Annotated in this window: 22 protein-coding genes; 15 read left to right on the top strand and 7 right to left on the bottom strand. The window is 70.8% G+C overall.

Features of this window, described 5'->3' with window-relative positions; all coding sequences use genetic code 11:
• Positions 1 to 6 precede the first annotated feature (6 nt).
• Positions 7 to 4206 (top strand): TIGR02680 family protein, encoded by a 4200-nt coding sequence (locus tag ACFPCV_RS24550; protein ID WP_378058647.1) that lies wholly within the window; start codon positions 7 to 9, stop codon positions 4204 to 4206.
• Positions 4203 to 5411 carry a TIGR02679 family protein gene (locus ACFPCV_RS24545; RefSeq protein WP_378058646.1) on the top strand — a complete coding sequence of 403 codons (1209 nt, stop codon included), beginning with the start codon at positions 4203 to 4205 and terminating at the stop codon, positions 5409 to 5411. The genes ACFPCV_RS24550 and ACFPCV_RS24545 overlap by 4 nt, the downstream gene beginning before the upstream one ends.
• A gap of 4 nt (positions 5412 to 5415) precedes the next feature.
• Here the strand turns inward: ACFPCV_RS24545 and ACFPCV_RS24540 are convergent, their stop codons facing one another.
• Complete coding sequence (locus ACFPCV_RS24540) at positions 5416 to 6372, bottom strand: zinc-binding dehydrogenase (protein ID WP_378058645.1); 957 nt, start codon at positions 6370 to 6372, stop codon at positions 5416 to 5418.
• Positions 6373 to 6466: 94 nt separating this feature from the next.
• Positions 6467 to 7117, bottom strand: coding sequence for a hypothetical protein (locus ACFPCV_RS24535; RefSeq protein WP_378058644.1), 651 nt, complete (start codon positions 7115 to 7117; stop codon positions 6467 to 6469).
• Positions 7118 to 7217: 100 nt separating this feature from the next.
• Here ACFPCV_RS24535 and murA point away from each other — a divergent pair, with 100 nt between their 5' ends.
• Positions 7218 to 8492: a UDP-N-acetylglucosamine 1-carboxyvinyltransferase gene (gene murA, locus ACFPCV_RS24530; protein ID WP_378058643.1), complete on the top strand. Its 1275-nt coding sequence runs from the start codon at positions 7218 to 7220 to the stop codon at positions 8490 to 8492.
• 13 nt (positions 8493 to 8505) lie between these two features.
• Here murA and ACFPCV_RS24525 read toward each other — a convergent pair whose 3' ends face one another.
• Positions 8506 to 9153: a DedA family protein gene (locus tag ACFPCV_RS24525; RefSeq protein WP_378058642.1), complete on the bottom strand. Its 648-nt coding sequence runs from the start codon at positions 9151 to 9153 to the stop codon at positions 8506 to 8508.
• Between the two features lie 159 nt (positions 9154 to 9312).
• Between ACFPCV_RS24525 and ACFPCV_RS24520 the strand changes: the two genes are divergently transcribed.
• On the top strand, positions 9313 to 10473 hold the full coding sequence (locus tag ACFPCV_RS24520; RefSeq protein WP_378058641.1) for a sensor histidine kinase: 1161 nt from the start codon (positions 9313 to 9315) through the stop codon (positions 10471 to 10473).
• Between the two features lie 115 nt (positions 10474 to 10588).
• Positions 10589 to 11233, top strand: coding sequence for a response regulator transcription factor (locus ACFPCV_RS24515; protein ID WP_378058640.1), 645 nt, complete (start codon positions 10589 to 10591; stop codon positions 11231 to 11233).
• A 61-nt stretch (positions 11234 to 11294) separates the two neighbouring features.
• On the opposite strand, the gene ACFPCV_RS24510 is transcribed toward ACFPCV_RS24515, so the two are convergent.
• A complete protein-coding gene (locus ACFPCV_RS24510) occupies positions 11295 to 11585 on the bottom strand; it encodes a hypothetical protein (protein WP_378058639.1) in 291 nt (96 codons plus the stop codon).
• A gap of 125 nt (positions 11586 to 11710) precedes the next feature.
• On the opposite strand from ACFPCV_RS24510, the gene ACFPCV_RS24505 reads away from it, so the two are divergent.
• The 6 genes from ACFPCV_RS24505 to ACFPCV_RS24480 all read left to right on the top strand — a co-directional run bounded on the left by ACFPCV_RS24505 (position 11711) and on the right by ACFPCV_RS24480 (position 18041).
• On the top strand, positions 11711 to 13723 hold the full coding sequence (locus ACFPCV_RS24505) for a methylmalonyl-CoA mutase family protein (RefSeq protein WP_378058638.1): 2013 nt from the start codon (positions 11711 to 11713) through the stop codon (positions 13721 to 13723).
• Between the two features lie 373 nt (positions 13724 to 14096).
• Entirely contained in the window at positions 14097 to 15005 is a 909-nt protein-coding gene (gene ehuB, locus ACFPCV_RS24500) for an ectoine/hydroxyectoine ABC transporter substrate-binding protein EhuB (protein ID WP_378058637.1), read from the top strand.
• A 28-nt stretch (positions 15006 to 15033) separates the two neighbouring features.
• Positions 15034 to 15777: an ectoine/hydroxyectoine ABC transporter permease subunit EhuC gene (gene ehuC, locus ACFPCV_RS24495; protein WP_378058636.1), complete on the top strand. Its 744-nt coding sequence runs from the start codon at positions 15034 to 15036 to the stop codon at positions 15775 to 15777.
• The gene (gene ehuD / locus ACFPCV_RS24490; protein ID WP_378058635.1) at positions 15778 to 16455 is read left to right on the top strand and encodes an ectoine/hydroxyectoine ABC transporter permease subunit EhuD; all 678 of its coding nucleotides are present in this window, start codon (positions 15778 to 15780) and stop codon (positions 16453 to 16455) included.
• A gap of 16 nt (positions 16456 to 16471) precedes the next feature.
• On the top strand, positions 16472 to 17233 hold the full coding sequence (ehuA, locus tag ACFPCV_RS24485; protein ID WP_378058752.1) for an ectoine/hydroxyectoine ABC transporter ATP-binding protein EhuA: 762 nt from the start codon (positions 16472 to 16474) through the stop codon (positions 17231 to 17233).
• 40 nt (positions 17234 to 17273) lie between these two features.
• Complete coding sequence (locus ACFPCV_RS24480) at positions 17274 to 18041, top strand: enoyl-CoA hydratase-related protein (protein ID WP_378058634.1); 768 nt, start codon at positions 17274 to 17276, stop codon at positions 18039 to 18041.
• Here ACFPCV_RS24480 and ACFPCV_RS24475 read toward each other — a convergent pair.
• Entirely contained in the window at positions 17956 to 19155 is a 1200-nt protein-coding gene (locus tag ACFPCV_RS24475) for an MFS transporter (protein ID WP_378058751.1), read from the bottom strand. The two genes, ACFPCV_RS24480 and ACFPCV_RS24475, sit on opposite strands and share 86 nt — an antisense overlap.
• Before the next feature lie 57 nt (positions 19156 to 19212).
• Here ACFPCV_RS24475 and ACFPCV_RS24470 point away from each other — a divergent pair, with 57 nt between their 5' ends.
• On the top strand, positions 19213 to 19968 hold the full coding sequence (locus ACFPCV_RS24470; protein WP_378058633.1) for a DeoR/GlpR family DNA-binding transcription regulator: 756 nt from the start codon (positions 19213 to 19215) through the stop codon (positions 19966 to 19968).
• A 47-nt stretch (positions 19969 to 20015) separates the two neighbouring features.
• Here ACFPCV_RS24470 and ACFPCV_RS24465 read toward each other — a convergent pair whose 3' ends face one another.
• Both ACFPCV_RS24465 and ACFPCV_RS24460 read right to left on the bottom strand, forming a co-directional pair.
• Complete coding sequence (locus ACFPCV_RS24465) at positions 20016 to 20222, bottom strand: hypothetical protein (RefSeq protein ID WP_378058632.1); 207 nt, start codon at positions 20220 to 20222, stop codon at positions 20016 to 20018.
• Positions 20219 to 20788 (bottom strand): hypothetical protein, encoded by a 570-nt coding sequence (locus tag ACFPCV_RS24460; RefSeq protein WP_378058631.1) that lies wholly within the window; start codon positions 20786 to 20788, stop codon positions 20219 to 20221. The genes ACFPCV_RS24465 and ACFPCV_RS24460 overlap by 4 nt, the downstream gene beginning before the upstream one ends.
• 135 nt (positions 20789 to 20923) lie before the next feature.
• On the opposite strand from ACFPCV_RS24460, the gene ACFPCV_RS24455 reads away from it, so the two are divergent.
• The 3 genes from ACFPCV_RS24455 to nucS are packed head-to-tail and all read left to right on the top strand — an operon-like array spanning position 20924 to position 23427.
• A complete protein-coding gene (locus ACFPCV_RS24455; protein WP_378058630.1) occupies positions 20924 to 22111 on the top strand; it encodes a sensor histidine kinase in 1188 nt (395 codons plus the stop codon).
• On the top strand, positions 22108 to 22758 hold the full coding sequence (locus ACFPCV_RS24450; protein ID WP_378058629.1) for a response regulator: 651 nt from the start codon (positions 22108 to 22110) through the stop codon (positions 22756 to 22758). The genes ACFPCV_RS24455 and ACFPCV_RS24450 overlap by 4 nt, the downstream gene beginning before the upstream one ends.
• A gap of 9 nt (positions 22759 to 22767) precedes the next feature.
• The gene (gene nucS, locus ACFPCV_RS24445) at positions 22768 to 23427 is read left to right on the top strand and encodes an endonuclease NucS (RefSeq protein WP_378058628.1); all 660 of its coding nucleotides are present in this window, start codon (positions 22768 to 22770) and stop codon (positions 23425 to 23427) included.
• Positions 23428 to 23867: the final 440 nt, after the last annotated feature.

Genomic DNA, 23867 nt, shown 5'->3' with positions numbered 1-23867 from the left:
GGAGGATTGGACCAGGCCGCTCCTGCCCTGGCCGACCGCTACCGGCCGAGCCGGGCGGGCATCGTGAACCTGTGGGACTACCGCGACGAGGAGTTCGTCTTCGCCGACGGGCGGCTGGTGCTGCGCGGCCCGAACGGTTCCGGCAAGACCAAGGCGCTCGAGGTGCTGTTCCCGTTCGTGCTCGACGGGCGGATCGAGCCGCGCAGGCTCAACCCGTTCGCCAGCGAGGACCGCACGATGAAGTCCAACCTGCTCTACCGCGGGCAGGAGTCGGCGTACTCGTACGTGTGGCTGGAGTTCGCCTGCGGGGACTCGTTCGTCACCGTCGGCGTCGGCCTGCGGGCGCAGAAGCACAACGACCGGGTGACCCGCTGGTACTTCGTGGTGGACGGCCGCGCCGGGGTCGACTTCTCGCTGCTCGGCCAGGACGACCGGCCGCTGACCCGCAAACAGCTCGCCGCCGAGCTGGGGCCCGACGCGCTCACCGACCGGCCGGGTGACCACCGCGCCGCGATCGACGCCCGGCTGTTCGGACTCGGCATCGACCGCTACGAGCAGTTGCTGACACTCGTCCTGACGCTGCGCCGCCCGCAGCTGGCGAAGCACCTGGACCCGAAGGGCCTGTCCCGCACGCTGGCCGACGGCCTGCGCCCACTCGACGACGGTCTCATCGCCGAGGCCGCGCGGTCGTTCGACGACATGGAGAGCGTGCAGCGGACGCTGCGCGGGCTGGTGGCGGCCGACGAGGCGGCCAGGACGTTCCTCACCAGTTACGTCACCTACCTGCGTACGCATGCCAGAGCAGCCGCGGACGTGGTCGGCGGCCGGCTCGCCGCCGTCGAGGACGCGCGTGCCGCGCTGGCCACGGCGCTGACCCGGCACCGGGACGCGACCCGGCTCGCCGGGGACGCCGAGCGCGCGGTCGGCGAGGCGGAGGCCGCGCTCGGCAAACAGCGCGCGCACCTGGACTCGTTGCGCAGCAGCAAGGCATACACGGCCAAGGAGCAGCTCGACAAGCTCGTCGAACTGGTGGGACGGCTCGAGTCGGCGGCGCGCACGGCCCGGCGGCGGGCCGACGAGGCCGCCGCGGTCGCCGAACGCCGGGAACGCGAGCTGGCCACCACCAGGGAAGCGTTTGCGGACGCCGCGCGGGAGGTGACGAGAGGCGCGGCGCAGGTCGCCGACGCGGCGCACGACGCCGGTATCGCCTGGGGCGCGCAGGACAGCGACGCGGACGACGTCGACGACCGGGTCGCCGCACGCCTGGTGGCACGCCGGGACGACCTCGCCGCCGTCCGCGAGGTGATGGGCGCACTCGACAGGGCCAGGGCAGAACGGTCGCTCCTCGACGCGGCGTTCGGCAAGGCCGAGGAAGCCGTCGGCACCGCGGAGTCGTTGCTGCACAAGGAAGACGGAGCGGTCGAGGCGGCCCGCGCGGCCGCCGGGCAGGCGCTGGGCGACTGGTGGTCACGGCACGAAGCGACCGTCACGGAACTAGCTCTGTCCGAAGTGGACGCCCGGCTGGCGGCGGCGCTGACGCGGGTCGGTGAGCCGGACGAGCCGGGTCTGGCCGAGGTGTTCGACGCGTTGACGGCGACCCCGGTCGAGGACCGCCGGGACGCGCTGCGGGAACTGCGGCGGCAGCGCGGCACCGCCGACGACGAGCTGGCCGGGCTGCGCGGACAACGGGCGGCGGTCGCCGCCGAGCGGGACGACGCGCCCGCGCCGTTCGCCGCACGCACCGCGGACAGGACGGGACGGCCGGGCGGTCCACTGTGGCGGCTCGTGCGGTTCGCCGACGACGTGCCCGCGGACCGGGCCGCGGCGGTCGAGGCCGCGTTGGAGGCGGCCAACCTGCTGGACGCGTGGCTCCAGCCGGACTCCGTCCTCGACGCGAACGGGTCCGACGCCCACCTGGTTCCCCTGCCCGTCGGCAGAAGGCCGCCCGGTCCCACACTGGCGGACGTGCTGGTGCCCGAGGACGAGGCACCCGTCGACGCGGCACGGATCGCGGACGTGCTGTCCTCGGTCGCGCTCGCCGAGGTCGTCGACGCCACCGGTGAACCGCCGGTGTTCCCGGCCGTGTCACCGCGCGGTGGGTTCGCACAGGGCATCCAGGTCGGCGCGCACGCCAAGGACCACGCCGAGTACATCGGCGCCACCGCGCGGGCCCGCAGGCGCGCGGCCCGGCTCGCCGAACTCGACGACAGGATCACGACCGCGGCCGCGGTCATCGCCGAACTCGACCGCGGCGTCGTTGCCGCGCAAGAACTTCTGGCGGCCGTCACGGCCGCGCGCGGCGAGCTCCCACCGACCAGGGGGATCCGCGACGCGTTGCGCGGACAGGCCGAGGCCGCCGTCGCGCTGCGGATCAAGAGGGAGCACCTCGACGACGCACGCCGGGACCTCGACGGCGCGGTCGCCGCGGTCGGTGACCGGGAACGCAGGCTGACCCGGGTCGCGGCCGACCGTGCGCTGCCGCCCGACCGGGACGGGATCGCCCGGGTCGACGCCGCCGTCGGCCGGTTCGCCGGTGCTGCCGCCGACCTGACATCGGCCCGGCGGCAGGAACGCACGCTCGCCGGACAGGTCGGAACCGCCGAGCGTGAACTCCGTGCCGCACAGGAGAACGCGGTGGGGCTGGCCGACGAGGCGGGTGACAAGGAGACCGAACACGCCGAGCAGGCAGAAGGGCTGGCCACGCTGCGTGCCACGGTCGGCGCCGACGTCGAGGACGTGCTGAGGCAGGTCGCCGCCACCCGCGACCGGATCGACGAGTGGGAACACACGCTCAGGGCGAGGCAGAAGGAGCACCGGGACGCGTTCGGCGAGGCGAAAGCGGCCGGGGAAGCGGTCAGCGGCGCCACGGCCACGCTGACCACCGCGATCACCGAGGCGCAGAACGACGCCCGCAGGCTCGCCCCGTACGCACACCGGGAACTGCTCGACCTGCTGCGTGTGCCCGCCGGCGTCGGCTGGCCGGGCACCGAGACGGCCTGGCAGGACCCGGCCGGGCTGGCGGCGGCCGCGGCAGCGGCGCTGGTGTCCACTCCGGACAGTCCGGTCGGCGCACTGCCCGGGGCGGTCGTGGAGCTACAGGACGCGATCGCGTCGGTCACCACGGAGTTGCGGCCCACCGAGGCCTCGCTGAAGTCCAGCAAGACCAGGGTGTCCAAGGCGCTCGACGAGATGCAGGCCCAGCTGTCCGCGGCCGGGCACGACTACCGGCCGGAGTGGCAGACCGACGACGACGTGATCATCGTGCGGGTCGCGGACGAGCACGGGTTCGCCCCCATCGGCGCCTTCGCCGACCGGATCACCGCCGCCCGCCGGGACCAGGAGCTGCTGCTGACCGAGTCCGAGCGGCGGATCCTGGAGGACGCACTGCTCGGCAGGCTCGCCCAGCAGATCCACGAACGCACGATCGACGCGCGCGACCTGATCGGCCGGATGGCCAGCGAGATGCGCACGCGCCGGATGTCCTCCGGTGCCGGGGTCGGGGTGCACTGGGAGCTGGCGGACTCGCTGGACGAGGAAGGCAGGGCGGTGAGCAGGCTCCTGGAGCGGCACGCGTCGCGGCTGGGTCCTGACGAGCTGGCCAGGATGCGGGCGCACTTCGCGAGCCGGATCAAGAACGCCAGGGCGCAGCACCGCGACCGCGCCTACGCCGACCTGCTCGCCGAGGTGCTCGACTACCGGCGGTGGCGGGTGTTCGCGTTCACGCTGGTCTCCGGCGAGGGTGGCGAGGAGCGGCTGACGCAGTCCCGCCACTCGACGCTGTCCGGTGGCGAGCAGTCCGTGTCGCTGCACCTGCCGCTGTTCGCCGCCGCACACGTGATGCTGTCGTCGGCGGCCCCGACCTGCCCGCGGCTGCTCGCGCTGGACGAGGCGTTCGCCGGTGTCGACGACAACGGCCGCCGCGAGTTGCTGGGGCTGACCGCCCAGTTCGACCTGGACCTGTTCATGACCGGGTACGACCTGTGGGCGACCTACGACACGGTGCCCGCGTGCGCGCACTACGACCTGTCGCACTCGGCCGCCGAGCACACGGTCAGCGCGCTGCTGCTGGTGTGGGACGGCAAGGAGATCCTCGCGGACTCGCCGGTCACCGACCTCGCAGCCGCGCTCGGCTCACCCGGCCGCCGCAGGAGGCTCACCGGCGACGGCATGCTGACCGGGGAGTTCACAGTGGATGGTGAGGCATGATCGACGAACTGCTCGCGGACCCGGGCTGGCAGCGACTGCTGGCAGCCGCTCGCCGCAAGCTCGAACGCACACAGGGGGAGCTGACGGGCAGCGTCGGCATCGGCAAACCCACCGAGGCCGAACGCCGGGTGATCATCGGGATCACCGGCCGGCACCGGGGCGCGGACGTGGCCACCCTGCGGGTGGAGCTGGCCGAGGTGGACGAGGCGGTGCGCGACGCCTGCGGGATCGGTCTGCACGCCGCACTGGCCAGGCACGGCGGTCCGGTGCGCAACCGTTCCGCGGAACGGGCTTCTGAGGAAACGGTCCGTGCGGACGCGATCACCGACGCGCGCGAGCGGTGCGCCGCGCACGACGGGGAGCCGTGGTTCGGCCAGTGGCTGACCGGACTGCTCGCCGACGGCACGGCGACGAGGCTGGTGCGGCGCGGGGAGGCCGACCAGCTCGGCTGGGCAGCGGAGGTGCTCAACCGGCTGCCCGCGGCCGACCTGCCACTGCCCGTGCTCGCCGAGTGGGCGACCGGCAACACGAAGGCGCTGTCCGGCACCTCGCTGGCGACGCTCGTCCTGCGTGCGCTCGCACTCCGCGCAGCGGCACCCGCCCCGGCGAACGCGGAACAGCGGAGGGCACTGTGGGAGTCCGCCGGGGTGGTGGTCGACGATCTGGCCAGCCAGGTGCTGGTGCTCAACCTGCCCACGTCGGACACGCACGTCGTGGCCGACTGGCTCCGTGACGCCGCCGGGTTCGGCATCCCGTTCCGGCTGACCCTGCACCAGCTGAGCACCGACCCGCTCACCGTCGTGGCGCCGGACATCCACGTGTGTGAGAACCCGGCGGTGCTCCGCGCGGCCGCGGCGGAACTCGGCGAGTCCAGCGCACCGCTGATCTGCACCGAGGGCCAGCCGTCCGCGGCGTGCCACAAGCTCCTCGGCGCGGCGCGCGGCCGGATCCACTGGCGCGGTGACTTCGACTGGACCGGTCTGCGCACCACCACGATGGCGGTCGACCGCTACGACGCCGTCCCGTGGCACATGAGCACGGCCGACTACCTGACGGCGCTGGAGACCGGCGACTCCGAACCGCTGAAAGGCGCCGCGGCCACGAGCGGTTGGGACCCGCTGCTCGCCGAGACGATGACCGCACACGGCAGCGCGGTGATGGAGGAACGCCTGATTCCCCTGCTGCTGAACGACCTCGCGAGCTGACCGGTCATCCGGTTTCCAGCAGTGTCTTGCCGATCGTGGCGCGCGACTGGATCGCCGCGTGCGCGTCCGCTGCCCTGGCCAGCGGGAAACGTTGGCCGATGACCGGGCGCAGGCGTCCCGCCGCGGCCTCGGCGAGCGCGCTCTCCGTGTGACCGCGCAGCTCGTCCGGGGTCGCCGCCGGACGGACGAGGGTCACTCCGCGTGCGGTGGCCTCCTCGTCGCCGATCGCGGTCCACGTGCCGCTCGACAGGCCGAAGCTCACCATGCGGCCACCGCGGTCGAGCAGGTCGAACGCCGTGCGGCCGATGTCGCCGCCCACGCCGTCGAACACCACGTCCACCGCGCCGACCGCGTCACGCACCCGCTCCGGCCAGCCATCGCCGGTGTAGTCGACGGTGATGTCCGCGCCCAGGTCACGTGCCACGCCCTGCTTCCGCGTGCCGCCCACCGCGGCGACCACCGTCGCGCCGGCCGCCTTCGCCAGCTGCACGGTCAGGCTGCCGACCCCACCCGCGGCGGCCTCGACCAGCACCCGGTCACCTGCCCGCAGCCGGGCGGCACACGTCATCATCGTCGCGGTCCTGCCATCCGCCAGCAGGGCCACCGCCACGTCCATCGGGACCTCGGCCGGTACCCGGAACAACGCCGTCGAGTCGACAGCGACCCGTTCCGCGTAGCCGCCGGACCCGCCGGTGCTGGTGATGACCCGCGCGCCGACGAGGTCGGCCGGGACGCCTGCGCCCACCGCCGCGACCACACCGCCCACCCCGTTGCCGGGCACCATCGGCAACGTCACCGCGAACGGCCCGTTCCCGGTGGCACGGAACTGGGTCTCGACGAACGTGATGTTGGCGAACTCGACGTCCACCACCACGCGTCCCGGCTCCGCGACCGGGTCCGGCGCGTCTCCGGCCGTCAGCACCTCGGGTCCGCCGAACTCCCGCAACCACACCGCACGCATCTGTCCTCCACTCAGCAGGACCCCAGCGTGCAACCTCCAGCTTGGTGGAGGTCAACCATGATCGCCGCCGCCGCGTCGGGGCGCGGTCGACCCGTCAGTCGTCCGATCTGCCGAACGGGAAACCGCTCGGCCGTTCGGCACCGGACTCCCGGTCGGCCAGCACCGCTGTGAGACGGTCGCCCAGCAGGCCAAGGGCCGTGGCCATCAGCGTGATGAGGGCCAGCAGTACGACCATCAGCCAGAAGCCGGTCTCGGTGTGGGTCACCTCGGCCACGGCGGTCCGCAGCCGGTCACCGTCCTCGTTCTCGGCGGCGCCGGTCTGCCGGGCCCAGTCGACCAGCGCGTTCTGCAGGTTCGACTGGGCGACGCTCATCGTCACGACGGTCACGACCAGCGTGGCCGCCGCCAGCGCCGCGCCGCTGAGCAGGCGTGCCTTCAGGTGCGGGATCAGCACCGTGAGGACGCCTGCCGCCGCGAGGACGGCCAGCGCGATCGCGAGCAGCTGGACGCCGGGGTCGGGCGGGTCGGTGAGCGCGGTCGGGCTCTCCGGGTCGTTGGCCAGCTCCTGCAGCTCGGCGGGCACCTCGGGGTCGACGCCGCTGACGAGGTGACTGCCGGTGTAGGTCGCGCCCGCCTCGCCGTAGCCGGGTACGTCACACGACGCGGAGACGAACGGCAACAGGAAGAACAGCAGCAGCACCAGCACGAACCCGGACGGGTTCGCGAAGCGCGACAGGAACCTCACAGACGACCCCTTGCTAGACGACCGGGTGGCGAGGGTAGCGGACCGCGCGGACCCCGGGTGGCGCGCGACCCCGCGTGCGGCTGGGGCATGATGGGCGCTCGTGACAGAGCACTTCCAGGTACATGGCGGCGCCCGTTTGGCCGGTGAGGTCGACGTGGTCGGCGCCAAGAACAGCGTGTTGAAGCTGATGGCGGCCGCGTTGCTGGCCGAGGGCACGACGACGCTCACCAACTGCCCACAGATCCTGGACGTGCCGTTGATGGGAGAGGTCCTGCGCAGCCTCGGCTGCGAGGTGACCATCGAGACCGACACGGTTTCCATCACCACGCCCGCCGACCTCAACCACCGCGCCGACTCGCCCGCGATGGGCAAGCTCCGCGCGTCGGTGTGCGTGCTGGGGCCGCTGGTCGGCCGCTGCAAGCGGGCCGTGGTCGCGCTCCCGGGTGGCGACGCGATCGGCGTGCGGCCGCTCGACATGCACCAGAACGGACTTCGTCAGCTCGGCGCCCACAGCGAGATCGAGCACGGCTGCGTCGTCGCGGAGGCAGAAGGGCTGCACGGCGCCCAGATCTGGCTGGATTTCCCCAGCGTCGGCGCGACCGAGAACATCCTGATGGCCGCCGTCCTCGCGAACGGCACCACGGTGATCGACAACGCGGCCCGCGAGCCGGAGATCGCCGACCTGTGCACGATGCTCCAGCAGATGGGCGGCAAGATCGAGGGCGTTGGTACGTCCACTCTCACCGTCCACGGCGTGACGGCTCTCCAGCCGACCGAACACCGCGTGATCGGCGACCGGATCGTAGGTGCCACCTGGGCGTTCGCCGCCGCGATGACCAGGGGTGACGTCACCGTGCGCGGTGTCGACCCCCACCACCTCGACCTGGTCCTCGAGAAGCTGCGCACCGCGGGCGCCGAGGTGACCATCACCGGCGACAACGCGTTCCGCGTGGTCCAGCACAACCGGCCGACCGCGGTCGACTTCGTGACGCTGCCCTACCCGGGGTTCGCCACCGACCTCCAGCCGTTCGCCATCGCACTGACCTCCATCGCCGACGGCACCTCGATGATCACCGAGAACCTGTTCGAGGCCAGGTTCCGTTTCATCGAGGAGATGGTCCGCCTCGGTGCGGACGCCCGCACCGACGGCCACCACGCCGTGGTCCGCGGCGTCGAACGCCTGTCGAGCGCCCCGGTGTGGGCCTCCGACATCCGCGCGGGCGTCGGTCTGGTGCTGGCCGGCCTGTGCGCCGAGGGGGTCACCGAGGTGTGGGACGTCTTCCACATCGACCGCGGCTACCCGGGCCTGGTGGAGAACCTGGTCAAGCTGGGCGCCGACGTCCGCCGCGTCGCGGGTGACCCGGAACGCAACTGACCCCGCACCCCGGCTATTCACCCGTGCTCCTGCTTCGTCTGCGGTCGCGTACCCGGACGACGACGAAAAGCACGATCGCGAGTGTCACCGCGACGATGACCACCTTCTGGAAGATGCCCGCGTACTCGTCGACCACCTGCCAGTTGGCGCCGAGCAGGTAGCCGGCCACCACGAAGCCCGAGTTCCAGATCAGGCTGCCGAGGGTGGTCAGGGACAGGAACTGCCACATCGGCATTCGCTCGACGCCCGCGGGTAACGAGATGAGGCTGCGGAACAGCGGGATCATGCGCCCGAAGAACACGGCTTTCGTGCCGTGTTTCTGGAACCAGCGTTCGGTGCGGTCGAAGTCGGAGGCCTTCATCAACGGGGCGCGGATGATCAGGGACCTGACCCGGTCGCGGCCGAGCCACGCTCCGAGCCAGTAGGTGAGCAGCGCGCCCGCCACGGAGCCGAGCGTCGTCCAGAACAGCGCCATGAACAGGCTCATGGTGCCCTGGCTCGCGGAGAAGCCGGCCAGTGGCAGCACGAGCTCGCTCGGCATCGGCGGGAAGATGTTGTCGATGCCGACGAGCAACGCCGCGCCCGGCCCGCCCAGCTTGTCCATGAGGTCGACCGCCAGGCCGGCGAGACCTCCTGGCTGGTCGGCGGCTGCCACGATCATCTACTGGCTCCTTCTGCTCGTTGTGGATGATCGCAACGCTATGTGTCCGAACGTGGGCGCGCCATGAGGTGATCCGCCCGATTTGCCTGTGGTTCTCCGCAGTCGATTCTTGTGGAGAACCACAGTTCGCACCCGCCGCACCCTCGCTAACCTGGCCACATGCCATCTCTCCGCACCCGTTTCCACCGTGCCTGCCGGGGCACGGTGGGCCTCACGCTGGGTGGTCTCATCGCGCTCGCGGAGATGGTGCTGGTCGTCGTGCTCACGCCGGTGCACGCGGTACCCGCCGCGCGTCCGGGCATCGAGGGGCTCGGCAGGAAGCTCGTCGAGCTCAACCGCCGCAGGCTTGTCACCTACCTGAACTTCGACGACCTCCTGTGTGTGCGGCCCACCTGGCCACGCACCCAGTCCTACCTGGTCCGCAGGATGGTCGTCGGCCTGATCGGTGCGGCGATCCTCGGGCTCGTCGCCATCGGTTCCGGGGCCGCCGTGATCATGACGTCGCAGGTCGTGGCCGGCCGGCCCGTCGGCGGTGGGGAGGAGAGCAACACCTGGGCCGAGATCGTCGCGATCGCGGTGATGGGGATGGTCCTCCTGTTCGGAGCGGTGTGGGGCCTGATCGGAGTCACGATCCTCGATCGGTCCCTTGCCGACCAGTACCTCGGACCGACCGAGGAGGAGCTGCTGCGCAGGCGGGTGTCCCAACTCGCCATCACGCGCGCGGGGGTGGTCGAGGCGATCAACGACGAACGCCGCCGGATCGAACGCGATCTGCACGACGGTGTGCAGCAGCGGCTCGTGGCGCTGGGCCTGCTGTTGGGCAGGGCGCGCCGGGCAACCGAACCGGAGCGCGCCGAGGAGTTGCTGCGACAGGCACATGAGGAGTCGCAGCAGGCGTTGCGTGACCTGCGGGAGGTGACGTGGCGGGTGTACCCGACCGCGTTGGACGAGGGCGGGTTGCACACGGCGCTGGAGGGCGTCGCCGAGCGGTCGAGCGTGCCGGTGTCGTTGCGGTACGGGCTGGGGGAGCGGCTGGACCTGCCCACGGAGACGGTCGCCTACTTCGTGGCTTCGGAGGCGGTCACCAATGCGCTGAAGCACGGCGCGCCGTCGCGGATCGAGATCGGCGTGCTTGCCGAGGAGGGCGGGATCGTGGTGGTCGTCCGGGACGACGGGTGCGGGGGCGCGGATCCGGTCGGGTCCGGCTTGTCGGGGTTGGCCAGCCGGGTCGCCGCCGCGGACGGCGTGTTCACTGTGGACAGTCCGGTTGGTGGGCCTACCGTGGTTCGGGCCTGGTTACCGGTTCTGGTGACTGTGTGAGCCGAGTTCGGGGGCAGGGCTTCGACAAAGGGCGCGGCATGAGGGTTTGCCGGGAACGACGTGAATCGGGGTCGTATGGCTTCATGTGTGAGTTGACGTGGGTTGGGGGAATGTCGTGAGGATTGTCCTGGCTGAGGACTCCACGTTGTTGCGTGAAGGGCTGGTTCGGCTGCTTGCCGAGGAAGGGCACGACGTCGTGTCCGCTGTGGCGGACGGGGAGTCCCTCGTCGAGGTCACCGGGCGGGAGTTACCCGACGTGGTGGTCACCGACGTCCGGATGCCGCCCACCCACACCGACGAAGGGTTGCGGGCCGCGCTGTCGATTCAGGAGCGGTGGCCCCAGGTCGGGGTGCTCGTCCTCTCCCAGTACGTGGAGACGCGGTATGCCGGTCAGCTGCTCGGACGGGACCAGGGCAAGGTCGGCTACCTGCTCAAGGATCGGGTCACGCAGGTCGGGGAGTTCCTCGACGCGCTCAGCCGGGTCGCGGAGGGCGGGGCGGCCTTCGACCCCGAGGTGGTGCGGCGGCTGGTGTCCCGCACCTCGAAGGCCGACCCGCTCACGACGCTCACCGAGCGGGAGCTGGAAGTGCTCAAGATGATGGCCGAGGGCCACACCAACAACGCGATCGCCAAGCGGATGCACGTGTCGCGGTCGGGAGTGGAGAAGTTCGTCAACTCGATCTTCTACAAGCTGGGCATCGGCACGGACTCCGAGTACCACCGGCGGGTGCTCGCGATCCTTCGCTACCTCGCCTCCTGACGTTGCCGCGTTCCGGGAGCGGACCGGCAGAACCAGGCGCGTTTCGCCCGTGATGAACGGCTCAGTCCGCGAGCAACGTCCGGATCGCGACCTCGCGGTCGGTGGGGAACACCAGCACCCGCATCCCCTCACCCTCCGGGTCGGGGACGGTGGTGGCACGCACGCCCACCTCCTGCAGACGTTCCTCCACCACCCTGGCCGCCGTCGGTGACGGCACCTTCGCCACCTCGCGCAGCAGGCCGTAGTCCTTGCGGTGCGCCTCGTCGGTGTCCAGGCTCGACGCCCACCGCAACAGGAGCGCGAACAACGCCATCACGCACATGCCGACCAGCAGGATCAGCAGCATGGACACCCTGCCATTGTCGCGCGGTGACCGGCCCCGCACCAGGTGTCGCTGCGGCATTCACCACACACGTGCTGCCGAGCAGGTTACCGGCCAGTACATTCGAATGACCCGCGTCAACGGAGGTGGTTCCGATGCCGTACCCATCCGACGCCGAACGCGATCGGCCATGGGTGATGCGGACCTACGCCGGCCACTCCTCGGCGGCCGCGTCCAACCGGCTCTACCGGCGCAACCTGGAGAAGGGCCAGACCGGGCTGTCGGTCGCCTTCGACCTGCCGACGCAGACCGGCTACGACCCCGACCACGTGCTCGCGCGCGGTGAGGTCGGCAAGGTCGGTGTCCCCGTCAGCCACATCGGCGACATGCGGCAGCTGTTCGACGGCATCCCGCTCGCCGAGGCCAACACCTCGATGACGATCAACGCCACCGCCATGTGGCTGTTCGCGCTCTACGTCTCCCTCGCCCAGGAACAGGCCGAGGAGCAGGGCGCGGACTGGCACGAGGTCGTCGGCAAGCTCGCGGGCACCACCCAGAACGACATCATCAAGGAGTACCTGTCCCGCGGCACGTACGTGTTCCCGCCAGGGCCGAGCCTGCGCCTGATCACCGACATGGTGGCCTGGACGGTGGCGAACGTGCCGAAGTGGAACCCCACGAACATCTGCAGCTACCACCTGCAGGAGGCGGGTGCGACGCCGGTCCAGGAGGTCGCGTACGCCATGTGCACGGCCATCGCCGTGCTCGACGCGGTCCGTGACTCCGGGCAGGTGCCGCGGGAGAAGATGGGCGACGTCGTCGCCCGCATCTCCTTCTTCGTCAACGCCGGAGTGCGGTTCGTCGAGGAGATGTGCAAGATGCGCGCGCTCGCCCGGCTGTGGGACGAGATCACGCGCGACCGCTACGGCGTCGAGAATCCGAAGCACCGCCGGTTCCGCTACGGCGTGCAGGTCAACTCGCTCGGCCTGACCGAGGCGCAGCCCGAGAACAACGTGCAGCGCATCGTGCTGGAGATGCTCGCGGTCTCCCTGTCCCGCAGCGCACGCGCCCGCGCGATCCAGCTGCCCGCGTGGAACGAGGCGCTCGGCCTGCCGACGCCGTGGGACCAGCAGTGGGCGCTGCGCATGCAGCAGGTGCTCGCCTACGAGACGGATCTGCTGGAGTACGAGGACATCTTCGACGGATCACCCGTCATCGAGTCCAAAGTAGACGAGATCGTCAGTGGCGCCAAGGCCGAGATCGAGCGCGTGCAGGAGATGGGCGGCGCCGTCGCGGCCGTCGAGAGCGGGTACATGAAGACCCAGCTCGTCGCCTCCCTCGCCGAGCGCCGCCGCCGGATCGAGGCGGGCGAGGAGATCGTGGTCGGTGTCAACCGGTTCGAGAACACCGAACCGAGCCCGCTCGAGGGTGAGGGCGCCATCGAGACCATCAAGGCCGAGGTGGAGCAGGAAGCGGTCGAGGCGATCAGGCGCTGGCGCGACGACCGCAACCAGTCCGAGGTGGACAAGGCGCTGGAGTTGCTCGCGGCGACCGCCCGCACCGACGAGAACCTCATGGAGGCCACGCTCGCGTGCGCGAAGGCGGGTGTGACGACGGGGGAGTGGGCTGGTGCGCTGCGCGCGGTGTTCGGTGAGTACCGCGCACCGACCGGCGTGTCCGGCGCGTCCTCCGGCGGCGCCGGCGACGGTGGGCTCGCCGCGGTGCGGGAACGGGTCCGGGGGACCGGCGAGCAGCTCGGCGGCCGGCTGCGGATGCTGGTCGGCAAGCCGGGTCTCGACGGGCACTCCAACGGCGCGGAACAGATCGCGGTCCGTGCCCGCGACGTCGGGTTCGAGGTCGTCTACCAGGGCATTCGCCTGACCCCGGCGGAGATCGTGGCCGCAGCCGTGCAGGAGGGTGTGCACGTGGTCGGCCTGTCGATCCTGTCCGGCTCACACCTCGCGGTGGTGCCGGACGTCGTCGACGGGCTGCGGGAGGCGGGCGCGGCGGACGTCCCGGTCGTCGTGGGGGGCATCGTGCCGCCCGCCGACGCGCAGACGCTGCGGGAAAGCGGCGTCGCGCGGGTGTTCACGCCGAAGGACTACGAGCTGACCGAGATCATGAACGAGATCGTCGCCGTCATCAGGACGGCGCACGGCCTGGACTAGATGATTGGCATTGCCCTGAAAGGCGCGTTCAGGGCGCTGGGCGCCCTGAACGGCCCATTGACGGCACTTGTCGTGCAAGCCACTTCACACGGAATCAATCGTCCAGGGTGCTCACCCGGATGTGTGAAATGCGGTGAGTGGCCGCGGATCGTGGCCCCGACCGGTATCGCCGAGAGTAATGTGCCGGGCACGGAGAGCGTCAGAGAGGAGATCTGCGTGCCCTGGTCCGCTGCCGTTGCGATCCAATGTTTCGGTTGCCTAACGGACGCCGTTGATCTTATGCCGGACTTTGACCAGTGGTGACGTCGCCCCCTACGTTGAGTTGCCATCGAGACGCGATTTACGCCGAGCGAACGCATGTGAGGAACTGACGATGGCGATGGGTAACTGGACACGACGGGACTTCTTCAGGTTCGGCGCGGTTGCCGGCGGTGCCATCATCGGTGGCCCGGCACTGCTGACGGCCTGTTCCGAGGTACCGGAGGGCGGCAGCGGCGAAGGCGGCACCCTGGAACGGATCCGCGAAGCGGGACGGATCAAGGTCGGGATCGCGGGGGAGGTCCCCTACGGCTATACCGAGAACGGCGAGGTCACCGGCGAGGCGCCCGAGGTCGCCAAGGCGGTCTTCAAGGCCATGGGCATCAACGAGGTGGAAGCAGAGCAGGTCGAGTTCGGCCAGCTGATCCAGGCGTTGAACGCCAGCCAGTACGACATGGTGGCGGCGGGCATGGCCATCAAGCCCGACCGCTGCGAGAACGCCGCGTTCTCCGCGGTCGACTACATCACGCCCACCGCCTTCATGGTGCCGACGGGCAACCCGGAGGGCGTCGCCACCTTCGAGGACGTCAAGGCCAAGGGGCTGACGGTGGCGGTGCTGGGCGGCACGATCGAGAAGTCCGTCGCCGAGGCGACCGGTATTCCCGCGGGCAACATCCAGACCTACGAGGGCCAGCCGGAGCTGTTCCAGGCACTGGTCAACAAGCGGGCCTACTGCGGCGCGCTGACCGACATCTCGTTGCGGGAACTGATCGAGCAGAACCCGGGCGCGCCGCTGGAGGTGACGGAGGGCTTCGTGCCCGAGGTCGACGGCAAGCCGCAGATCCAGGCAGGCGGTTTCGTCTTCCGCAAGGGTGAGACCGATCTGGTCGAGGCGTTCAACGCCGAGCTGGCCAAGCTGCACGAAAGCGGCGAGTGGCTCGAGATCGTCAAGCCGTTCGGGTTCACCGAGGACAACCTGCCGCCGGAGGACGTGACCACCGAACAGCTGTGCGCGGGCGAGTGACCCGAACCCGGACACGGTAAGAGCCGTCATGTTCGAGAAAGTGCCCGAATTCGCCTCGATAATTCTCGAAGGCATGTTGCTGACGGTGGAGGCAACGCTCGGGGGCATCGCGCTCGCGACCGTGCTGGCCGTGATCTTCGGGCTTGCCCTGCTGTCGCGCTTCCGGGCTGTCCGGGCGGTGGCCCGGGTCTACGTGGAGATCTGGCGCGGCACGTCCGAGGTGGTCCAGCTGCTGTGGATCGCCTTCGTGCTGCCGGTGCTGACGGGCTTCCAGATCGTGCCCATGGCCGTCGGCATCCTCGTGCTCGGCGCGAACTTCGGCGCGTACGGTGCGGAGATCGTCCGCGGCGCCGTGCAGTCCGTGCCGAAGGCACAGCACGAGGGTGCCGTCGCGCTCAACCTGACACCGGCTCAGCGGATGCGGCGGGTGATCCTGCCGCAGGCGCTGGTCGAGATGGTGCCACCGTTCAACAACCTGTTCATCCAGCTGCTCAAGGGCAGCGCGTTGCTGACGATCATCGGCGTTGCCGAGATGACCCGGCAGGCACACCGGGTCGTGCTCCCGAGGAACATCTCCGAGGCGGCCACCATCTGGACCATCGTGCTGGTGTTCTACCTGGTGCTCGCCATCCTGATCACCATGGGCATGCGGCTGCTCGAGCGCAGGGCGGCCGCGCTCGTCGGCAGGACGCCGCCGCCGCGCCAGGCGTTCTTCTCCTCGTTCAACCGGAACAAGGACCTGGGACTCGCCGACTCCAAGGGGGTGAAGTAGATGCAGTCCGCAGTTGACATCTGGGACTGGGACTTCGCCTGGGAGGTACTCCCCGACATCGTCGTGGACGGCATGCTCGTCACGATCCAGGTGACCGTTCTCGGTTCGATCCTCGCCTACGCGCTCGGCCTGGTGCTGGCACTGTTGCGGCGGTCCCCGATCCGGATCGTCAGCACCATCACCTGGTTGTTCATCGAGTTCATCCGCAGCACCCCGTTGCTGGTGCAGGTGTTCTTCGTGTTCACCGTGTTCCCCACCTTCGGGGTGACGCTGGATCCGATCACGACGGGTGTCGTCACCTTCGGCGTGCACTACGCGACCTACTCGGCAGAGGTGTACCGGGCGGGGATCGAGGGGGTGCCCAAGGGGCAGTGGGAGGCGGCGACGGCGCTCAGCCTGCCGAGAACCCGCACCTGGACGGCCGTGATCCTGCCGCAGGCCATCCCGAGGGTGCTGCCCGCGTTGGGCAACTACACGATCTCCATGCTCAAGGAGACCCCGCTGCTGCTGACCATCGGTGTGCTGGACGTCGTGGGCACCGCCTACGAGGCGGGCTCCGATGCGTTCCGGTACGTCGAGCCGATCACGATCGCGGGCATCCTGTTCCTGATCGTGAGCTACTCGGCATCCCTACTCGTTCGATGGATGGAGCGTCGTGTCGGAATCGCAGCACGCTGAGCCGGCGTCCGATGTCATGATCCGGTTCGACGGCGTGATGAAGAGGTTCGGCCAGAACGTGGTGCTGGACGAACTGAACTTCGCGGTCGAACCGGGGGAGTTCGTCACGCTGATCGGGCCGAGCGGCTCGGGCAAGACGACCATCCTGCGGCTGCTGATGACCCTGGAACAGGTCAGCGGCGGGCGGATCCACGTCGGCGGCGACTGCCTGAGCCACATGCGCCGGGGTGAGCGGTGGGTGCCTGCCGACGACAAGTACCAGCGGCAGATCCGCAAGCGCATCGGCATGGTGTTCCAGCAGTTCAACCTGTTCCCCAACATGAAGGTGCTGCAGAACCTCACCGAGGCGCCGATCCGGGCGCTTGGCCTGTCCAGGGCGGAGGCCGAGGAACGCGCCAGGGACCTGCTCGAACTGGTGGGGCTGTCGGACAAGATCGACGCGCACCCTTCGCAGCTCTCGGGTGGGCAGCAGCAGCGGGTGGCGATCGCGCGGGCGCTCGCCATGCGGCCCGACGTGCTGCTGCTGGACGAGGTCACCTCGGCGCTGGACCCGGAGCTGGTCGCCGGTGTGCTGGCGCTGTTGAAGGACATCGCGAAGACCACGGACATCACGTTCCTGTGCGTGACCCACGAGATGGGTTTCGCGCGGGACGTGTCCGACCGGGTGATGATGTTCGACCACGGCCACGTCCTGGAGGACGCGCCGCCGGACAAGCTGTTCAGCGAGCCGGACCACGAGCGCACGCGCACGTTCCTGCAGGCCGTGCTGGAGCACTGAGCGCTGGCCCCGTCCGCCGCGGCGGGGCTACGGTCGGGGCATGGCACAGCACATCGTTGTCGAGGAGGACGGTGACACGGTCCGGATCACCATGAACCGGCCCGCGCGGCGCAACTCCCTGTCCTACGAGCACCTGTCCGAGCTGCTCAGCGCGTTCGAGGACGCGGGCGACTCGGCCGCGAGCGGCATCGTGCTCGCGGCCGAGGGCCCGGTGTTCTCGGCGGGGCACGACTTCGGTGACGTGGCGTCCCGTGACCTCATGGGCGTCCGGGACCTGCTGCAGCTGTGCACCGCGCTGATGAAGACCATCGAGTCGGTGCCGCAGGTGGTGATCGCGCGGGTGCACGGGCTCGCGACCGCGGCCGGGTGCCAGCTCGTGGCCTCCTGCGACCTGGCGGTGGCGGCCGAGTCGGCCGGGTTCGCGTTGCCGGGGGGCAAGGGTGGCTGGTTCTGCCACACGCCCGCGGTGCCGGTGGCGCGCGGCATCGGGCGCAAGCGCCTGATGGAGATGGTGCTGACCGGTGACGTGATCGACGCGCCGACCGCGCTCGAGTGGGGCCTGGTCAACAGGGTCGTCCCGGCCGACGCGCTCGACGCCGCCGTCGACGAGCTGCTGGCCAGGGCCACGCGGGGGAGCCGGGCCAGCAAGGCCATCGGCAAGCAGACCGTCTACGCCCAGCTCGACCGGCCGGAGGCCGACGCCTACGCGATCGCCGTCGAGGTCATGGCTGCCGCGTCCCAGCTTCCCGGTGCCCGGGAGGGGATGGCGGCGTTCCTGGAGAAGCGTCGTGCGGAGTGGCCGGACTGAGGATTCCCGCCGCCGCGACCGCGACCACGCAGAACACCGCGATCAGCAGGAACGTGTGGTTGAGCGGCATCAGGTGGGTCATCGGGCCCACCACGGCCGGGCCCGCGAGGATGCCGAGGTAGCCGAGGCCCGCGACCCGGGACACGTTCGCGCCCGCGTTCTCGCGGTCGGCGTGGCCCGCGGCGCTGAACAGTTGCGGCACGGCGCCGGACAGGCCGATGCCGAACAGCGTCCACCCGGCGAGCGCGACCGGGATCGACGTGGTGAGCGACGCGGTCACGATGCCCGCCGTCGCGATCACCGAGCCGTACCGGACGATCGCCACCGGGCCGAACCGCTGGGACACCGGGTCGGTGAGCAGGCGGCCGATGGTCATGGCGGCGGCGAAACATCCGTACGCGTACGCGGCGGTCGCCTCCGGCGCGCCGAGGACCGTGCTCAGGTGCAGCACGCTCCAGTCGTTCGCCACGCCCTCGGCCAGCATCAGCAGGAACGCGATCAGGGCCAGCCACCAGATGCGGCCAGGGGTGCGCCTGCGCTGCTCGCGGCCATCGGCGGCCGGTTTCGGTGCCTTGCGCAGGAGCGCTGGGGTGGCGGCCGCGGCGATGGCCAGCGTGATCCCGGTCGCGACGGCGAACGTGGTCGCCGGGGACCAGCCCCAGGTCAGGGTGCGGGCACCGGCGAGCGCTGCCAGGAAACCGCCGACCGACCACACCGCGTGGAAGGCGGACATGATCGTGCGCCCGTAGGCGTGTTCCACCTCGACCGCGTGCGCGTTCATGCTGACGTCGAGGCAGCCGTTGCCGAGGCCGAGCGCGAGCAGTGCCGCGCCGAGCGCGACGCCGCTGGTGGCGAGGCCGGGCAGGATCAGCGCGGTCGTGCAGAGGACCGCCGACAGCGGCACCACGCGGTGCGGGCCGAACCGGTCGGTGAGCGGGCCCGCGACCTGCATGCCCGCGAACGCGCCGCCGCCGAGCAGCAGCAGGAGCAGGCCGAACGTGGCGTGGTCGATGCCGGCCCGCTGTTCGATGACCGGGATGTGGACGACCCACATGCCGATGACGAAACCGTTCAGGCCGAAGAAGGCAAAGGTCGCTGTCCGAGCGCGGCGCATCACCTTTCGAACATAACCCATGTTCGTTAGTCGGGGCTACGCACTATTGTGGTGTTCGTGAGCACTGAACGACTGCGGCGGATCGTCGAGGCGACCAGGGATGCCGGGGAGATGAGCGTGGCCGGGCTGGCCGCGCTGACCGGCGCTTCCGAGATGACCATCCGGCGTGACCTGGAGGTGCTCGCGGCGCAGGGCGTGCTGGAGCGTTACCGGGGCGGTGCGCGGAGCCTGCTGTTGCGTGGCGAGGAGCCGCCCTACGCGCTGCGGGCCACCGAGGGCGTCGCGGCCAAGCGGCGGATCGCCGAGGCGGTCGCGGCGCTGCTCGCGGACGGCGAGTCGGTGGTGCTGGACAGCGGGACCACGTGCGTCGCCGTGGCGCGGGCGGTGCGGCACCGGCGGCTCACGGTCGTGCCGCTGTCCCTGCACGCGGCGAACGTGCTGGTGGGCGCGCCCGCGCTGACGCTGCTGTTCCCCGGTGGCGCGCCGCGGCTGGGGGAACTGGCGCTGACCGGGCCGCTGACCGAGGCCTCGCTCGCGTCGCTGCGGTTCGACACGGCCGTCCTCGGGTGCTGCGGGCTGACCGCCGCGCACGGCGTGACCGGCCACGACCTGGCCGACGCCGCGGTGAAGCGGGCCGCGATGCGCTCGGCGAGCCGGGTGATCGCCGTGGCCGACTCGCCGAAGTTCACCCGCACCGCGCTGGCCGTGGTGACGCCGGTGTCCGATCTGGACGTGGTCGTGACCGACACGGACGCGCCCGCGGCCGAGGTCGCGGCCCTCGAAGCGGCGGGCGTGGTGGTCCGGCAGGTGTGACGGGGCCCGCGAGCCCCCTGCGGTTGCCGTCCCGCGGGCCCCGTCGCTCACGCGTACTGGCGCTTGCGGGACCCCGCGACCAGCACCAGCACCCCCACCAGCGCGAGCACTGCCGCGACGGCGACCTGTGCGCCGCCTGGCACCACGTACCGGACCAGGAACCAGCTGCGCCCGCCCTCCAGCAGCGCGCTGAGCCCGCCGCCAACGCCCTGGATACAGAGCACGATCCCGATCGCCTCGGTGAACCATTTCATCGCAACCCCCTGATGCGCACATTCGCCAACGTCGTCCACAGCGGACCGGCCACGAGCCAGATCCCCGTCACCACACCCAGCCGCATCATCCAGCCGCCGACACCCCACAGGGCCTCGGTCTGCGCCGGTGACGCGACCACGAAGGACAGCAGTGCCATCGCCGCGCACGCGATCGCCGCCCCCGCAAGGCATTTGCCCCACTCGCGCCACTCGTACCGCACCTTCTCCGGCCCGCGCCTTGGCGGCTTCACCGGCGGCGGACCGCCCGCGAACCGGTGTGCGACGCGCTGGTCGGCCCACCGGACGAGGCTGTGCCCGAACGCGACGCTGAACCCGAGATAGGCCGCGCCGAGCCCGTGCACCGTCGTCGCCTCGCCGCCGCCCCGCAGGTCGGCCACCGTGAACGCCAGCAGCGCGAGGTCCAGCAGCGGTGTGCCCACCAGCAGGACCACGCTCGTGCGCCGCCACCGCAGCAGGTACCGGGCGGCGAGCCCGGCCGCGAGCATGACCCAGAACCCGATCTCACAGACGATGATCGCGATCGCGAGTGGGCTGATGTCCGCCATGCCGTCAACGGTGCCGGGCGGGTCCCGCCACTGTCGTCGGCAAGGCGGGGCAGGCGAGGTCATCACTTCGGCGGAGGTGTGGTGCCATCGTTGTGCGGACGCCCGCGCGTGCGCGCGTGTGCTGTGATGGGCTTCGTGAACGGGACGGTCGAGCGGTTGCTCGCGTGGGTGGAGCCACGTGCCGCGGTGCTGCAGGCCGTGCTGCTGTTCGGCGTCGGCTCGGTGATCCTCGTGTCCGGGCTGCCCGCGATCGCGAATGTCGGGCCGCACACGCTGCCGCCAGGGCACCCCGTCCGGATGCTGACGCTCGCCGTGCTCTGCTGCGCGGAGCTGCTGCGCAGGCGCGCGCCGGGCACCGGGCTCCTGATCGGACTCGCGGCGACCGCGCCGGAGCTGGTCGTCGGCGTGTCCCTGCCCACCGTGATCGTGCTGACCGACCTGCTCTTCGCCGCGACGCTCTACGGTTCGCGGCGCACCAACCGGCTCGTCGTGTGGGGTTGCGGCGCGGTGGTGCTCGTGCTGGTGGTCGTGTCGATCATGTCGGCGCACGACCTGCGCGACGTCGTGCTGACACTGCTGCAGGTGTGCGGCATCCCGCTGATCCCCGTGTGGTGGGCCATGAACGTGCGGTGGCACCGGGAGGCGGCGACCGCGGAACGGGCGCGGGCCGACCAGGTCGCGCGGATCGCCGAGCTGGACCGGGACGCGGCGGTGCGGGAGGAGCGGGCGCGGATGGCGCGCGACCTCCACGACGTGATCGCCGGGCACCTGTCGGCGATCGCGATCCAGTCCGAGGCGGTGCTGTCCATGGTGGACGGTGACCCGGTCGCCGTGCGGAGGGTGCTGAAGTCGGTGCGGGAGAACAGTGTGCAGTCGCTTACCGAGATGCGCGCGATGATCCACCTGCTGCGGTCCGACGAGCCGGTCGAGGAGCACACCGCGCCCGCCAGGCTGCGCGACATCGCGCAACTGCTGGAGTCCGCGCGGGCGGCGGGCCTGTCGGTGTCGGCGTCGGCCGACCTCGAAACCGAGCTGCCGGTGGCGGTCGACCTGTCGGCGTACCGGATCGTGCAGGAGGCGCTGACGAACGTGGCCAAGCACGCGCCGGGTGCGCGGGCCTCGGTGACGGTCGGCCGACGCGACTCGGTGCTCGTGGTCGAGGTGGTCAACGACCGCACGGCGGCCACTGCGGAGGCCGGTGCGGGGCGCGGGCTGCTGAACATGCGCGAGCGCGCGCAGGCGGTCGGTGGTGTGCTCGAGGCGGGGCCGCACGAGCGGCAGTGGCGGGTGCGGGCGGAGCTGCCCGCGGAGGAGGACCTGTGAGCGGCGCCATCCGGGTGCTGATCGCCGACGACCACGCGGCGATCCGGGCTGGGCTCGGGATGATCCTGTCCGGCGCGCCGGACATCGAGGTGGTCGCGGAGGCCGAGGACGGTGCGGCGGCCGTGCGCAAGGCGGCGGCGCTGCGGCCCGACGTCGTGCTGATGGACGTGCGGATGCCGGGCACCGACGGGCTGACCGCGACGCGGCAGGTCATCGAGGCGGGGACGGCGCAGGTGATCGTGCTGACCACGTTCGACATGGACGAGTACGTCTACGGCGCGATGCGCGCGGGCGCGGCCGGTTTCCTGCTGAAGTCGGTGGACGCGCCACGACTGGTCGAGTCGGTCCGCCTGGTCGCCGCCGGTGACGGCGTCATAGAACCGAGTGTGACCCGCAGGTTGATGGCCACGTTCGCGTCGTCACGGCCCGCGGTGATCCGCCCGGCCGCGCTCGACGAACTGACCCAGCGGGAGCACGACGTGCTGGTGTGCCTGGGGGAGGGCCTTTCGAACCAGCAGATCGCCAGGCGCCTTAGCGTCGGCGAGGCGACCGTGAAGACACACGTGTCGCGGGTGCTCACCAAGCTCGACCTGCGGTCCCGCGTCCAGGCGGCGGTGCTCGCCAAGGACGCGGGGCTGGTCGGCTAGCCTGCTTCGGTGCGTCTTGTGATCGCTCGCTGCCAGGTCGACTACGCGGGCAGGTTGACCGCCCATCTGCCCATGGCCACCAGACTTCTGCTCGTCAAGGCCGACGGGTCGGTGTCCGTGCACTCGGACGACCGCGCGTACAAGCCGCTGAACTGGATGAGCCCCCCGTGCTGGCTCACCGAGGGCGACGGCACGTGGACGGTGTCCAACAAGGCGGGCGAGAAGCTGGTCATCTCCCTCGACGAGGTCCTGCACGACAGCGCCCACGAACTGGGTGCGGAACCGGGCCTGGTCAAGGACGGTGTGGAGGCCCACCTGCAGGAGCTGCTGGCCGAGCACATCACCACGCTGGGTGATGGCTACTCGCTGGTCCGCCGCGAGTACATGACCGCCATCGGCCCGGTCGACATCCTCTGCCGCGACAACGCCGGTGCCACGGTGGCGGTGGAGATCAAGCGCAGGGGCGAGATCGACGGTGTCGAGCAGCTGACCAGGTACCTGGAGCTGCTCAACCGCGACCCACTGCTGGCGCCGGTGCGGGGCGTGTTCGCGGCACAGCTGATCAAGCCCCAGGCCCGCACCCTCGCGGAGGACCGGGGCATCCGCTGCGTGACCCTCGACTACGACGCGCTGCGCGGCATCGAGTCGGACGAGTTCCGCCTGTTCTGAGTGTCATCGCAGGGCAGCTCCTCGTCTTCTCCTAGTCGGGGCACACCACGTGGACAGCACCGCATCGAGGGCCGTCTTGGTCCGCTCCTCGCTGGTCGGCATCAGGTGCGTGTAGACCTTCGACGTGAACGCCGGAGAGCCGTGGCCGAGGTACTTGCTCAGCGCCACGATCGACTCACCGCGTCGAGCAGTACCGACGGGTAGTTCCCGAAGCCGGGGCGTTGGGATCCGGCGACGGTCGTGCACGACGGTTGATCACCCACGGCCTGGCGCGGCGGCAGGTGGTGATCACCTCGGCGCAGGTCGACGCCTAGACAATTGATTCCGTGAAGATCATATGAAGTGGCTTGGCGTACGGACCCGTCATCTGGGTCGATGCCGGGAAAGGCGTGTTCACGGCACAACGAGTGCCTTCAATGGGCCATTCAGGGCGCCCAGCG

The organism is Actinophytocola glycyrrhizae, assembly GCF_042653545.1.
Taxonomy (GTDB): domain Bacteria; phylum Actinomycetota; class Actinomycetes; order Mycobacteriales; family Pseudonocardiaceae; genus Actinophytocola; species Actinophytocola glycyrrhizae.
The sequence above is the reverse complement of the archived record's forward strand: the minus strand, read 5'-3'. Positions and strand labels throughout refer to the sequence as shown.

Excerpts from the sequence above, each read along its gene's own strand:
- ehuD (WP_378058635.1), top strand. The coding sequence starts at position 15,778 with ATGCAGTCCGCAGTTGACATCTGGGACTGGGACTTCGCCTGGGAGGTA.
- ACFPCV_RS24545 (WP_378058646.1), top strand. The coding sequence starts at position 4,203 with ATGATCGACGAACTGCTCGCGGACCCGGGCTGGCAGCGACTGCTGGCA.
- ehuC (WP_378058636.1), top strand. The coding sequence starts at position 15,034 with ATGTTCGAGAAAGTGCCCGAATTCGCCTCGATAATTCTCGAAGGCATG.
- ACFPCV_RS24505 (WP_378058638.1), top strand. The coding sequence starts at position 11,711 with ATGCCGTACCCATCCGACGCCGAACGCGATCGGCCATGGGTGATGCGG.
- ACFPCV_RS24480 (WP_378058634.1), top strand. The coding sequence starts at position 17,274 with ATGGCACAGCACATCGTTGTCGAGGAGGACGGTGACACGGTCCGGATC.
- ACFPCV_RS24475 (WP_378058751.1), bottom strand. The coding sequence starts at position 19,155 with ATGCGCCGCGCTCGGACAGCGACCTTTGCCTTCTTCGGCCTGAACGGT.
- ACFPCV_RS24525 (WP_378058642.1), bottom strand. The coding sequence starts at position 9,153 with ATGATCGTGGCAGCCGCCGACCAGCCAGGAGGTCTCGCCGGCCTGGCG.
- ACFPCV_RS24540 (WP_378058645.1), bottom strand. The coding sequence starts at position 6,372 with ATGCGTGCGGTGTGGTTGCGGGAGTTCGGCGGACCCGAGGTGCTGACG.
- ACFPCV_RS24465 (WP_378058632.1), bottom strand. The coding sequence starts at position 20,222 with ATGAAATGGTTCACCGAGGCGATCGGGATCGTGCTCTGTATCCAGGGC.
- ehuA (WP_378058752.1), top strand. The coding sequence starts at position 16,472 with ATGATCCGGTTCGACGGCGTGATGAAGAGGTTCGGCCAGAACGTGGTG.
- ACFPCV_RS24520 (WP_378058641.1), top strand. The coding sequence starts at position 9,313 with ATGCCATCTCTCCGCACCCGTTTCCACCGTGCCTGCCGGGGCACGGTG.
- ACFPCV_RS24460 (WP_378058631.1), bottom strand. The coding sequence starts at position 20,788 with ATGGCGGACATCAGCCCACTCGCGATCGCGATCATCGTCTGTGAGATC.
- ehuB (WP_378058637.1), top strand. The coding sequence starts at position 14,097 with ATGGCGATGGGTAACTGGACACGACGGGACTTCTTCAGGTTCGGCGCG.